General features: G+C 41.7%; 12 protein-coding genes. 8 read left to right on the top strand and 4 right to left on the bottom strand.

Features of this window, described 5'->3' with window-relative positions; translation table 11 throughout:
• From LRQ06_RS03245 to LRQ06_RS03255, 3 genes are all read left to right on the top strand, one after another.
• Entirely contained in the window at positions 1-828 is an 828-nt protein-coding gene (locus LRQ06_RS03245; protein WP_232765005.1) for an SDR family oxidoreductase, read from the top strand.
• A 267-nt stretch (positions 829-1,095) separates the two neighbouring features.
• Positions 1,096-1,950: a co-chaperone YbbN gene (locus LRQ06_RS03250; protein ID WP_232765464.1), complete on the top strand. Its 855-nt coding sequence runs from the start codon at positions 1,096-1,098 to the stop codon at positions 1,948-1,950.
• Positions 1,951-2,217: 267 nt separating this feature from the next.
• On the top strand, positions 2,218-2,664 hold the full coding sequence (locus tag LRQ06_RS03255; RefSeq protein WP_232765006.1) for an NfeD family protein: 447 nt from the start codon (positions 2,218-2,220) through the stop codon (positions 2,662-2,664).
• A gap of 4 nt (positions 2,665-2,668) precedes the next feature.
• On the opposite strand, the gene cueR is transcribed toward LRQ06_RS03255, so the two are convergent.
• From cueR to zipA, 3 genes are all read right to left on the bottom strand, one after another.
• Complete coding sequence (cueR, locus tag LRQ06_RS03260) at positions 2,669-3,067, bottom strand: Cu(I)-responsive transcriptional regulator (protein WP_232765007.1); 399 nt, start codon at positions 3,065-3,067, stop codon at positions 2,669-2,671.
• A 28-nt stretch (positions 3,068-3,095) separates the two neighbouring features.
• Positions 3,096-5,111, bottom strand: a complete 2,016-nt coding sequence (ligA, locus tag LRQ06_RS03265) for an NAD-dependent DNA ligase LigA (RefSeq protein ID WP_232765008.1) — start codon at positions 5,109-5,111, stop codon at positions 3,096-3,098.
• 63 nt (positions 5,112-5,174) lie between these two features.
• The gene (gene zipA / locus LRQ06_RS03270) at positions 5,175-6,044 is read right to left on the bottom strand and encodes a cell division protein ZipA (RefSeq protein ID WP_232765009.1); all 870 of its coding nucleotides are present in this window, start codon (positions 6,042-6,044) and stop codon (positions 5,175-5,177) included.
• Between the two features lie 236 nt (positions 6,045-6,280).
• On the opposite strand from zipA, the gene cysZ reads away from it, so the two are divergent.
• From cysZ to crr, 5 genes are all read left to right on the top strand, one after another.
• The gene (gene cysZ, locus LRQ06_RS03275) at positions 6,281-7,021 is read left to right on the top strand and encodes a sulfate transporter CysZ (RefSeq protein ID WP_232765010.1); all 741 of its coding nucleotides are present in this window, start codon (positions 6,281-6,283) and stop codon (positions 7,019-7,021) included.
• A gap of 172 nt (positions 7,022-7,193) precedes the next feature.
• Positions 7,194-8,156 (top strand): cysteine synthase A, encoded by a 963-nt coding sequence (cysK, locus tag LRQ06_RS03280; RefSeq protein ID WP_232765011.1) that lies wholly within the window; start codon positions 7,194-7,196, stop codon positions 8,154-8,156.
• Positions 8,157-8,445: 289 nt separating this feature from the next.
• Positions 8,446-8,703: an HPr family phosphocarrier protein gene (locus LRQ06_RS03285; protein WP_232765012.1), complete on the top strand. Its 258-nt coding sequence runs from the start codon at positions 8,446-8,448 to the stop codon at positions 8,701-8,703.
• A gap of 140 nt (positions 8,704-8,843) precedes the next feature.
• A complete protein-coding gene (ptsI, locus tag LRQ06_RS03290; RefSeq protein WP_232765013.1) occupies positions 8,844-10,568 on the top strand; it encodes a phosphoenolpyruvate-protein phosphotransferase PtsI in 1,725 nt (574 codons plus the stop codon).
• A 102-nt stretch (positions 10,569-10,670) separates the two neighbouring features.
• On the top strand, positions 10,671-11,180 hold the full coding sequence (crr, locus tag LRQ06_RS03295) for a PTS glucose transporter subunit IIA (protein WP_232765014.1): 510 nt from the start codon (positions 10,671-10,673) through the stop codon (positions 11,178-11,180).
• 66 nt (positions 11,181-11,246) lie between these two features.
• Here the strand turns inward: crr and LRQ06_RS03300 are convergent, their stop codons facing one another.
• Entirely contained in the window at positions 11,247-12,404 is a 1,158-nt protein-coding gene (locus tag LRQ06_RS03300) for a 2-octaprenyl-3-methyl-6-methoxy-1,4-benzoquinol hydroxylase (protein WP_232765015.1), read from the bottom strand.
• Positions 12,405-12,509: the final 105 nt, after the last annotated feature.

Consider the following 12,509-nt stretch of genomic DNA (forward strand, 5'->3'; position numbering starts at 1 on the left):
ATGACAAAATATATTCTAATTACAGGCTGTTCTTCCGGTATCGGACTCTGTGCCGCGTTAACGCTGCAGAAAAGAGGATACAACGTAATTGCATCCTGCAGAAAGGAACAAGATGTTCAAATGCTCCAAAAGTCCGGATTAACCTGTATTCAATTAGATTTGGCCGATTCATCCAGTATCCGACAAGGTGTTGCTCAGGCACTGGAAATATGTGGTAATAATCTTTATGCCGTCATTAACAACGGGGCTTACGGTCAGCCGGGAGCAATTGAAGATCTCCCCATTGAAGCATTAAAAGCCCAGTTCACCACCAACTTTTTTGGCTGGCACGAGCTAACAACCCTATTACTGCCCTACTTTCGCAAACAAAAAGCGGGAAGAATCATTCAGATTAGTTCCATTCTTGGATTTGCTGCGATGAAATACCGTGGTGCCTACAATTCATCAAAATTTGCTATTGAAGGCTGGACAGATACATTAAGACTTGAATTAACGGGGAGTAATATCCATATCTCGTTATTAGAACCCGGGCCAATAGAAACTCAGTTCAGATCCAATGCACTGAATGCTTTTCAACATTGGATCGATATCGAGTCCAGTGTTCACAAAGAAGAATATAAAAAACAATTAACCAGGCTAAATAAAGAAAAATCATCGAATAAGTTCACGCTTCCACCGGAGTCATGTATGGCACCATTGATCCATGCACTGGAGTCAGGGAAACCCAAAATTCGTTACCGGATAACGACACCAACAAAGGTCTTTGCAATATTAAAACGAATTTTGCCGACAAAGATGATCGATAAAATTCTTTATAAAGCTGCTTAAAATGTCATCAAGTCATAATAATTTCCAGTTACATTGAACGTGTTTTATCAGCGTATTTTAGCAGAGTCACCATGAGCATTAATCAGTTAAATTATCTAGGACTATTTATTGCAATACTTGTCATAATCTCCCTATAAGACAATTTCGCACAGCATTACTACTTTGTTACCATCCTCTTTTGTGGATGGTTTTTTTACTCTTGAATTTAATGCATTCAGCCCATATTTGTTAATAAGTTGAAATCGCTTTAGCCAAGGAATCCCTATGCTGCAAAATAATAATTACGTCGATGTGAACCAGGAAAATTTTCGGGATATCATTACCGGGTCCTTACAGAAACCCGTTCTTTTGTATTTCTGGGCTCCGGCAAGTGAAGAAAGCCAACAGCTACTCGCACCACTAAAACAATTAGCAGACCAGTACAATGGCGCTTTCCTGCTAGCTCTGATAGATTGCCAGGCTGATCAAACCATTGCAATGCAATGTGGTGTTCAGGAATTACCAACACTGGCATTATTTTCCAAGGGACAGCCAGTCGATGGTCTTGGTGGCCCACAAACCCTTGAATCCGTGAAAAATATGCTGGAAAAACACCTACCCAGTCAGGATGAAATGAATCTAACGCAAGCTCTGCAGATGGTCAGCTCCGGAGATCATACAAATGCGTTACCCATTCTGACTGCATTACCAGAACCAATGAAAGAAAAAGGGGATGTGAAACTGGCATTGGCAGAATGTTATATTGAAACCAATCAATTTGATATTGCGGCTCAGCTTCTTGAACATATTCCTCTGGAATATAAAGATACGTATTATCAAAGTCTGATATCAAAACTGGAGCTTCACGCAGAGGCTGCTAACAGCCCGGAGATTGCAGCACTGGAAAATTCGTTCTCGACTTCAGACTGTAACCCGGACATTGCTAAAGAATTGGCCGCAAAATATCACGAAGTTAATCGTGATGAAGAAGCGCTTGAGCTACTTTGGTCATTCTTATACAGAGATTTAAACGTTCTTGATGGTGAAATGAAACGAATCTTTATGGATATTTTAAATGCACTTGGTCAGGGAAATCCTTTAGCAAACAAATATCGCCGCCAGTTATATTCTCTGCTTTACTAATTCAGAAATTATCCGCTCTTCGATAAACCAGTGTAATTTCGGTTACACTGGCCTGTTTTTTTATTTGTCTCAACTCTGAACTTCCTCTTTCGCTTATCATTCTGAATAACGGGGTAATATCATTACAGTAAAACAACCTGTTTCTAACATAAGAAACTTCATATTTCCTAACATTTGAGACAACAGTTTTACCTATCTTAATTTGCTAACAAATGCGCATGAGAAATCTCCCGCTTAATTTTTCGCATAAATCATTGTGAGGGCAAAATGGCGGAACTTGTAGAACAAATCAATTTTATACACTGGCTAAGTTTAGGGCTGGTTTTGCTTACCTTAGAATTAATCAACACCGGCGGTTATTTTTTATGGCTCGGATTCTCGGCGTTATCCATCGGGATTCTTTTATGTATTCATGATGTTTCCTGGGATATTCAATGGCAGGCTTTTGCCGGTTTTTCCATTCTGACATGCTGGTTATGGCTGAGAAACAATCTTTATCACCGCCCGGTAAAAAAGAGTGATTTTCCACATCCATATGCAGAACAACTGATAGGCCGCACATTTCGTTTAGACGAAATTGTTTTAGAAGGTGACTTTTCAATGCAAATTGGTCAGGTAAACTGGCTGGCAACAACAAAAACACCTATTATTGCCGGTTCGATCGTGACGATTTCGGATTACGATGGATTCAGACTCGTTGTCAGAAAAAAATGATTCTCTACTGATGACAGCTTCCTGTCAGGTCATCGATAATAGGACAATCACTATCGTCATTGCCCGGGCATTCCATGATCCAATGCTCCAGTTGTTGTTTGATCTGTTCAAGCTCGCTGAGTTTCGCTTCTACCTGCACAAGTTTTTCCTGAGCTTTTTCTTTTACAGCAGCACTTCGTCTTTCCGGATCATTCGCCAGAGCCACTAAGGCACGACATTCTTCCAGACTGAAGCCAACGCGCTTCGCTCTTCCTATCAGTTGTAACTCGTCTAAGTGAGTACGGTTGTAGTGGCGATAACCGTTCTCACCCCGGGGAGGCGGGGTAATTAACCCTTTGTCTTCATATAGGCGAATCGACTTAGCGGTCAAACCTGTCAGTTTTACCACTTCACTGATATTCATATCCACTTCCCCTTAAATAGTAGACGGACTAATTACTGATCAAATCCAACAAATCCTGCTCCGACCTGATTTCAATATCGAGAGCTTCGGCTTTGGTTAACTTGGAACCGGCATTCTCACCAGCAAACAGAATATCGGTTTTCTTCGATACACTTCCCGTGACTTTAGCACCAAGTTGCTCTAAAGCATTTTTCGCTTCGCTACGGGTCAATTTTGATAATGAGCCGGTAAGAACAACGACTTTTCCATCTAACGGTTTTGGTGTCTCATCGACATCCATCGTATCAAGGTTCTCCCAACGAATACCTTGCTCAACCAACTGCTGTACAACTTGTCGGTTTTTCTCTTCCGAAAAAAAGCCGATCACATGACTGGCCACAATATCCCCGACATCGGTAACTTCAACAAGCTGTTCTTTTGAAGCCTGCATCACCAAGTCCAAGGAGCCAAAATGCTTCGCCAGATTCGTCGCCGTCGCTTCTCCAACTTCGCGAATGCCCAGAGAATACAAAAACTTCGGTAAGGTCGTTTCTTTAGACTGATTCAGCGCCTGAATCGCATTCTGGGCCGATTTCGGTCCCATGCGATCCAGCACGGTCAGTTGCCCGGCAGTTAACTTAAATAAGTCGACCGGTGAGGCGATCATTTCTCTGTCAACCAACTGCTCGATGACTTTATCGCCCAGACCGTCCACATCCATGGCTTTTCTGGAAACAAAATGCTTCAGAGCCTCTTTTCTCTGGGCCTGACACACAAGGCCACCACTGCACCTTGCAACGGCTTCACCTTCAATACGTTCAACATCCGAATGGCATACCGGACAATGGGCAGGAAACACTATCTTCTCTGCGGATTCCGGCCTTCTGTCCTTCACAACAGAAACAACCTGAGGAATCACGTCACCGGCACGACGTATAACCACCGTATCTCCGATCATGACACCTAACCGCTCAATCTCATCAGCATTATGCAACGTAGCATTGCTGACCGTCACGCCACCGACAAAAACCGGCTCCAGTTTAGCGACCGGAGTAATTGCACCGGTTCGTCCAACCTGAAACTCAACATCGTTTAACCGGGTCATTTCCTCATGAGCCGGAAATTTATACGCGATAGCCCAGCGAGGAGCCCGGGAAATAAAACCTAACTGTTCCTGAAGTGAAATGGAATTCACCTTAATCACAACACCATCAATCTCATAGGATAATGAATCCCGCCTTTCGGCTATAGACTGATAAAAAGACTTAACATCCTGACCACCCGACACTTTCCTGGTTTCCGGACACATGGGCATTCCCCAATGCCTTAATTGTTCTAAACGCCCGTAATGGCTATCCGCTAACTCAACGCCTTCCGCAACACCGAGTCCGTATGCGTAAAAACTTAAAGGACGTGTCGCGGTAATTTTAGAATCCAGTTGACGTAAACTGCCTGCTGCCGCATTACGGGGGTTAACAAACGTTTTCTCCCCTTTTTTCGCGGCCGCTTCATTCAAAGCATCAAACCCCGCTTTCGGCATAAATACTTCACCACGGACTTCGATTCTGTCTGGTATATCATCACCTCTCAGTTTCAACGGTATGCAATTTATCGTACGAACATTTTCCGTGATATTTTCCCCGACAGCACCGTCTCCACGTGTTGTAGCTCTGACCAAAATACCATTTTCGTACAATATACTGACCGCTAGCCCATCCAGCTTAGGTTCGCAGCAAAAAGAATCGATAGCATTCCCCAACAAACGTTCGGACGCCCTTCGAAAGAAATTATCGATACCTTCGTCATCAAACGCATTATCCAGAGATAACATTGGAATCTCATGCTGAACAGTTGAAAAACCGGATAAAGGCGCACCACCAACCCGCTGGCTTGGAGAATCTGGTGTAACTAACTCAGGATGCTCCTGCTCCAGATGCATCAGTTCCTTCATTAACCGGTCATATTCAACATCTGGTATCTGAGGGTCATCCTCAACATAATACAAAATAGAGTGATGATTGAGCGTCTCTCTTAGCTCTTGAATTCGCTTTTCTACGTTTTGCATGTATTTTTCTCTCGATATGATGAAAAAAGGCCCCATAAGGAGCCTTTTCAACATCGAATCTAATTAACTATTCTGTTTTGTGGCCTTAAATTGTTGAATTTGCTTCCGATACTGATCAATTTTATTAGGTGTAATCAGATTTCTTTGTTCATCCAACACATTTCCACCTAAATCATCTGCAATTTGCTGTGCTGTTTTCAGCATCAGTTTAAAGTTTTGTTCCGGGTCTCCAAAACAGGGCAAGGTCATAAAGAAAGAAATGCCCTTAGTTGTAAATTCTGCCGGGTCATCATGTTTTAATGTTCCCGGTTGCATAATATTTGCGACACTAAATAGAACTTTACCCGTTCCAGAAAGATCTGCATGACGGTGGAAAATATCCATTTCGCCATAAAGAAGACCGTTATTCTGCATACTTTCAAATAGCTCAGTTCCAACAAAAGGCGTTGTGCCGGCACAATGAACATTTAGCACAATCACTTCAAACTCTTCATCAGGAGCAACCTCTTTAGCCGCCGGTTGTTCACCCACTGGGAAAGAAACATCATCAGGCAAAGAAGCATCAAATGCCGGTAGTTCATCTTCAACATCAGGCTCTGATACCCTTATCTGCTCATCAAGTTCATGTTCAACTTCATCAATTGTTTTTGTTAAATAATCGGCATCAGATGACTGAACCAGTGGATCGTCAATATTATCAAATGAACTGTCAATCAGAGGATCTACCTCTGAGTCTTCAGTTGAAAATCCAGGCTCTTTTCGTTTCTTTTTTTGTTTTGTTTTTTCAGAGGAAGCGTTCTTCTCCATTTTACCAAGAGGTTTATCATTAAATTTCGACTTCCCTTCTTTTCTGCTTGTCCATAGGCCATGAAACAGTAGCGCTGCAATCGCTAATAAGCCGACGACGATGAGTACGAATCGCAATTCCTGCATTTTAAACTCTCAGTTTCTGATGATTAATTGAGATCAATATTGTTATAAATGACAGTATATATGAGAATACTATCCAATTAATCTACCCACTTTAACAAAATTTGTGCTCTATTTTGAACAATTAAATGTAAGAACTTAAATATAACTTTATATTTTTCTAACTTTTAATCCCTTTTGAGCGATTTCATGCGTGTTAGAATACGCTAAATTTTTATGTCAGTTACAGGAAACAAAGGATGTCGACAAATAAACGTTCCGGTTTTGGTTATTTTTTCTACGGTATTAAGCTTGCAACCACTCCGGGCCTACGCCGATTTGTTCTTCTCCCATTACTTGCCAATATAATTCTGATTGGTGCAGGTCTCTATTACGTTCTGGGAGAGATGAATGTATGGGTCGATAGTATTATGTCTTATTTACCCGGCTTTTTATCCTGGCTCAGTTACCTGCTGTGGCCACTGTTGACCATCTCCGTTTTAGTGGTTTCAATGTACTATTTCACAACATTAACGAATTTTATCGCGTCCCCTTTCAACGGGCTGTTAGCCGAAAAAGTGGAACGTATGCTCGATGGGCATAAACAGGCAGACGAAGGTCTGGGGGCTTTTTTCAAAGATATTCCCCGTATTTTTGCCCGGGAATGGCGCAAACTTGTATATACTCTGCCAAAAATGATCGGCCTTTTTATTTTACTTCTTATACCGGGCATCGGACAAACCATCGGACCTGTGGTGTGGTTCCTCTTTGCTTCCTGGATGTGCTCAATTCAATATTGTGACTACCCGTTTGATAACCATAAAGTCAGCTTCAATACAATGAGAATGAATCTGAAACAAAAGAAAGGATGTGTTTATAGTTTCGGTATTCTGGTCGCCTTTTTTACAACCGTTCCGTTTATCAATCTCTTCGTCATGCCTGTCGCCATCTGTGGTGCAACCGCGATGTGGGTTGAGCAGTTTAAACAACATCATCAATAACTCGTAGATAGGTATCACAGACTGGTCATTCTGTATCCTTTATACCTATAAGATATAACTTTTTAGTTCTTTACGATTTTTTTTTAGTGCTTAAGCTCTATACACATAACCTAAAGGTGTTAAATAAACACCGGCCCTTTCGGGGTAAGACGTGTAATAAAGGAATTTTGCAATGAGTAAGATTTACGAAGATAATTCACTAACAATCGGTAATACACCTCTTGTTCGTTTAAATAAAGTCAGCAAAGGCAACATTTTTGCGAAAGTAGAATCACGCAACCCAAGCTTCAGCGTTAAATGCCGTATTGGCGCAAACATGATTTGGGACGCTGAAAAATCTGGCAAATTAAAATCAGGAATCGAACTTGTTGAACCAACAAGTGGTAACACTGGTATTGCATTAGCCTTTGTCGCGGCAGCTCGTGGCTACAAGCTGACTCTGACAATGCCGGAATCTATGAGCATCGAACGTCGTAAATTATTAAAAGCTCTTGGTGCAAATCTAGAACTGACTGAAGCAGCAAAAGGCATGAAAGGAGCCATCGATAAGGCTTCTGAAATCGTTGCCAGTGCCCCTGAAAAATATTTAATGCTGCAACAATTTGATAACCCGGCGAACCCTGAAATTCATGAAAAAACAACAGGACCTGAAATTTGGGAAGCCACAGAAGGTAAAGTTGATGTTTTCGTCGCAGGTGTGGGAACCGGAGGTACAATTACCGGTACAAGCCGATATCTGAAAAAGCAAAAAGACATTATTTCCGTCGCAGTTGAACCTGCAGAATCACCAGTTATCACTCAGGCACTGGCTGGCGAAGAAATAAAACCTGCACCACATAAAATACAGGGTATTGGTGCCGGCTTTATCCCAACTAACCTTGATTTAGATCTGGTTGACCGTGTTGAAGCGGTAAAATCAGACGATGCTATTGAAATGTCACGCCGCCTGATGAAAGAAGAAGGCATTCTTGCAGGAATTTCTTCTGGCGCAGCAGTCGTTGCCGCGAATAAACTTGCAGAACTGCCTGAATTTAAAGATAAAAATATAGTTGTTATTCTTCCAAGTTCAGGTGAACGTTACTTAAGTACAGCTCTCTTTGCAGGCATATTTACCGACAAAGAGAATGAGCAATAATACGTGGTCAAATCAAATTTAATTAAAAAAAAGCCCCATTTATGGGGCTTTTTTGTTGATCCTTAGCACACCTTTGGTAATATCGGGCGTACTTTATTTTAAGCTTCAAAATAAAGATATATATTTATAGAATTCGTCGGGTATCTAATGACATGATACAACCACGAAACAGTTTTCAACTCATGCTGACACAATCTGAATCTGACATTTTTTGTTAGTTTTGCTAATCGGTTAAGACAGCGAGAGTTAAAAAAACAAACATAAAATAAATTATATTGGGGTAAATAAAATGTACGAGAAGCAAGTAGAAATCACTGCAGAAAATGGTCTTCATACTCGTCCGGCAGCACAATTTGTAAAAGAAGCAAAGGGTTTCGATGCAGAAATTACGGTTACTTCTAACGGTAAAAGTGCAAGCGCGAAAAGTTTGTTCAAACTACAAACTCTGGGTTTAGTTAAAGGTACTGTTGTCACTATCTCTGCAGATGGTGCACAGGCCCAACAAGCTGTTGATCATTTGGTTGCACTGATGGACCACTTAGAATAATTCATGTTCTATACTATTAAGGCCATCTAGCTCTGCTAAATGGCCTTAATGTATACATGATTTTTTTCATTTTTATCAAATATTTTTATTTGATACTTATTTTTAAAACGATACTAAAGTTGACCATTTAAGGTAAAGCTATGATTTCAGGCATCCTAGCATCTCCAGGTATTGCTATTGGTAAGGCACTACTACTTCAAGAAGATGAAATTGTCCTAAATACAAACTCTATTTCTGAAAGTCAGGTTGATACAGAAGTTCAACGTTTTTATGACGCAAGAAACAAATCCAAAGCACAACTGGAAGTGATAAAGCAAAAAGCGCTGGAAACTTTTGGTGAAGAAAAAGAGGCTATCTTCGAAGGCCACATTATGCTTCTTGAAGACGAAGAGCTGGAAGAAGAAATTTTGGCTTTGATCAAAAATGAGAAGCTGTACGCAGATAACGCAATTCATACCGTTATAGAAGAACAGGCATCTGCACTGGAATCTTTAGATGACGAATACCTTAAAGAACGTGCAACGGATATCCGAGATATCGGTTCACGTTTTGTAAAAAACGCATTAGGCATTAACGTTGTTAATCTAAGCGCAATTAATGAAGAAGTTATTCTTGTTGCTTATGATCTAACACCATCTGAAACCGCACAAATCAATCTGGATTACGTTCTGGGCTTTGTGACTGATATTGGTGGCAGAACTTCTCACACGTCAATTATGGCCCGCTCTCTTGAGCTTCCTGCCATTGTCGGAACCAATGACATCACTAAAAAAGTGAAAAACGGTGAGACCATTATTGTTGATGCAATCAACAATAAAATCATTATTTCTCCTTCTGAAGCAGAACTGGCAGAAGCCGAACAGGTTCGCAACTCTGTTCAGGAAGAGAAAGCAGAACTGGCAAAACTGAAAGATCTTCATGCAGAAACAACCGATGGTCATACGGTCGAACTCTGCGGTAATATTGGTACAGTTAAAGATTGTGACGGAGTCATCCGTAATGGCGGTGAAGGTGTTGGACTTTATCGTACAGAATTCCTGTTTATGGATCGCAGCCAATTACCAACAGAACAAGAGCAATACGAAGCATACAAAGAAGTAGCTGAAGCGATGGGTGATCAGGCTGTTATCATCCGTACTATGGATATCGGTGGCGATAAAGACCTTCCATATATGGATCTACCAAAAGAGATGAACCCATTCCTTGGCTGGCGTGCTGTTCGTATCAGCTTAGATCGTCGCGAAATTCTGCGCGATCAATTACGTGGCATTCTTCGTGCATCAGCACACGGCAAACTTCGCATCATGTTCCCTATGATTATCTCTGTTGAAGAGATTCGTGAACTAAAAGCCGCTATCGAGCAATACAAAGAAGAGTTACGTACTGAGGGCCTTGCATTTGATGAAAATATCGAAATTGGTGTCATGGTTGAAACACCTGCCGCCGCTGCGATTGCTCATCATTTAGCAAAAGAAGTCGCGTTTTTCTCTATCGGAACAAACGACCTGACTCAGTATACTCTTGCTGTTGACCGGGGAAATGAAATGATTTCTCATCTCTATAACCCACTGTCTCCGGCGGTTCTGTCGGTTATCAAACAGGTCATTGACGCATCGCATGCCGAAGGTAAATGGACGGGTATGTGTGGTGAGTTAGCTGGTGATGAACGAGCAACTTTACTTCTGTTAGGTATGGGGCTGGATGAATTTTCAATGAGTGGTATTTCTATCCCTAAAGTGAAAAAAATCATACGCAATTCCAACTTTGCTGAAGTAAAAGCAATGGCAGATAAAGCACTTTCATTGCCAACAGCTGAAGAAATTCAGGCTTGTGTTGACAATTTTATCGCTAAAAACTCACAATAATATAAACTTACCAATGCAATAGACGTGAAAATTTCTCGTCTATTGCATATGTCTGGTATATTATATTCATACAATTATTCTAACTTTTAGGAGCATGGCATAATGGGGCTGTTCGATAAACTTAAGAAGCTAGTGTCAGACGAAAACACCGAAACGGGTGCAATTGAAATCATCGCACCAATTTCTGGCGAGATTGTAAACATTGAAGACGTGCCAGATGTTGTCTTCGCAGAAAAAATTGTTGGTGATGGCATAGCTGTAAAACCATCTGGCGATAAGATGGTTGCTCCAGTCAATGGTACTATCGGAAAAATTTTCGAAACTAACCACGCATTTTCTATCGAATCCGATGATGGCGTTGAGTTGTTTGTACACTTTGGTATCGACACAGTTGAGCTAAAAGGCGAAGGATTTACACGTATCGCTGAAGAAGGTCAAACCGTAAAAGCAGGTGACACCATCATTGAATTTGATCTTGCTTTCCTACAAGAAAAAGCAAAATCAACTCTGACTCCTGTTGTTATTTCAAACATGGATGAAATCAAAGAGCTAAACAAATTATCAGGCTCTGTTGTTGTTGGTGAAACCCCCGTTCTTCGTGTAACTAAGTAATCCCTATTATTTAGTAAGACGTTCAGACTAAAGGCGCATACCGTGCGCCTTTTTGTCGTTGTCTTCTCACTTCAGACCAATCGCGTATTTAAGCACTTCTTTTTTGATAGGCCCTGACCTGTCAGCAAATTTCAGCAATGCATTTCTTGCCAGCTTTACCGGGCCCAGTTCATTACTGAATGTCTTATAGAAGAAGTCCATTCCCGACTGCATCGCAAGGTTATCCACAACCCGATGACGATAATATTTTTTCAACCCTTCTTCGGTAATACCCGACGCTTTGTTTATTTTCTGTAATAACGATTTCACGTCTTTAAAGCCCAGATTAACGCCCTGACCGGCGAGCGGGTTGATGGTATGAGCCGCATCACCGACAATCACCGCTCTCCCTTTACTGTAGTGTTGTGCATGACGTCTGACTAAAGGAAAACCTCCTTTGTTTAACACGGTAAATTCCCCTAATTCGTCCGGAAAAGCCACTTTGATCGCCTCTTCAAGATGCGAATTGTCCATCATCATCAACTGTTTGATACGTTGAGGAGCATCATACCAGACCAGAGAAGCCTGACTGCCCACAAACGGCAAAAATGAACGGGGCCCGGAAGGATAAAACCTCTGCCAGGTTATATCCTGCTGCTCCCGATGTGTATCGATATTGATAAGCATACAATGCTGGCGATAATCCCAGGCGGTAACCCCAATCCCGGCTAACTGACGAACTTTCGAATCTGCCCCATCCGCACCGATAATCCACTGAGCCGTTATTTTCTCACCGGACCCCAGAATTAATTCGACACTGTCATCACGCTGACGGAAAGATTGAAGCATATCCGGGCAATAAAACGTCACGGACGGCTCGTTGATTAACGACTGCCATAGTGCCAGCTGAAGCACCCGGTTTTCCACCATAAAACCCAATTGTTCGAGCCCGAGATGGTCAGCACTGAAACGGGTACGACACTCAGGGTCTTCCCAGGTTTCCAAACGCCGGTAAGGGCAGGCCCTCATCGAAACCACGGCTTCCCAGCACCCCAGCTCTGTTAACAATTCAACACTGGCCATTGAGACAGCAGAAATCCTTAAATCCGCCGACTGACTCTTTTCGAACGGAACCGGCTGATTATTTTCAACAAGCGCCACCGCCATTCCCTGCTTCGCAAGTCCTAACGCAAGGGCCGCACCAACCATCCCTCCACCGATAATTACAACCTGGTGATTATTCATTTTTTACTACCGCTCAATGAGTTATAAAAACATATCAATGACATCTATTGTATCAGGTCAGAATTGTGAATTAAATTTTCTTATAAACCATGAAAAATAAAGGGT

This window comes from Vibrio salinus (assembly GCF_021272385.1).
Lineage (GTDB): Bacteria > Pseudomonadota > Gammaproteobacteria > Enterobacterales > Vibrionaceae > Vibrio > Vibrio salinus.

Bases quoted from the DNA above. Each gene is read 5' to 3' on its own strand.
- cueR (WP_232765007.1), bottom strand. From the start codon at position 3,067: ATGAATATCAGTGAAGTGGTAAAACTGACAGGTTTGACCGCTAAGTCG.
- crr (WP_232765014.1), top strand. From the start codon at position 10,671: ATGGGGCTGTTCGATAAACTTAAGAAGCTAGTGTCAGACGAAAACACC.
- cysK (WP_232765011.1), top strand. From the start codon at position 7,194: ATGAGTAAGATTTACGAAGATAATTCACTAACAATCGGTAATACACCT.
- LRQ06_RS03285 (WP_232765012.1), top strand. From the start codon at position 8,446: ATGTACGAGAAGCAAGTAGAAATCACTGCAGAAAATGGTCTTCATACT.
- LRQ06_RS03255 (WP_232765006.1), top strand. From the start codon at position 2,218: ATGGCGGAACTTGTAGAACAAATCAATTTTATACACTGGCTAAGTTTA.
- ligA (WP_232765008.1), bottom strand. From the start codon at position 5,111: ATGCAAAACGTAGAAAAGCGAATTCAAGAGCTAAGAGAGACGCTCAAT.
- ptsI (WP_232765013.1), top strand. From the start codon at position 8,844: ATGATTTCAGGCATCCTAGCATCTCCAGGTATTGCTATTGGTAAGGCA.
- cysZ (WP_232765010.1), top strand. From the start codon at position 6,281: ATGTCGACAAATAAACGTTCCGGTTTTGGTTATTTTTTCTACGGTATT.
- zipA (WP_232765009.1), bottom strand. From the start codon at position 6,044: ATGCAGGAATTGCGATTCGTACTCATCGTCGTCGGCTTATTAGCGATT.
- LRQ06_RS03245 (WP_232765005.1), top strand. From the start codon at position 1: ATGACAAAATATATTCTAATTACAGGCTGTTCTTCCGGTATCGGACTC.
- LRQ06_RS03300 (WP_232765015.1), bottom strand. From the start codon at position 12,404: ATGAATAATCACCAGGTTGTAATTATCGGTGGAGGGATGGTTGGTGCG.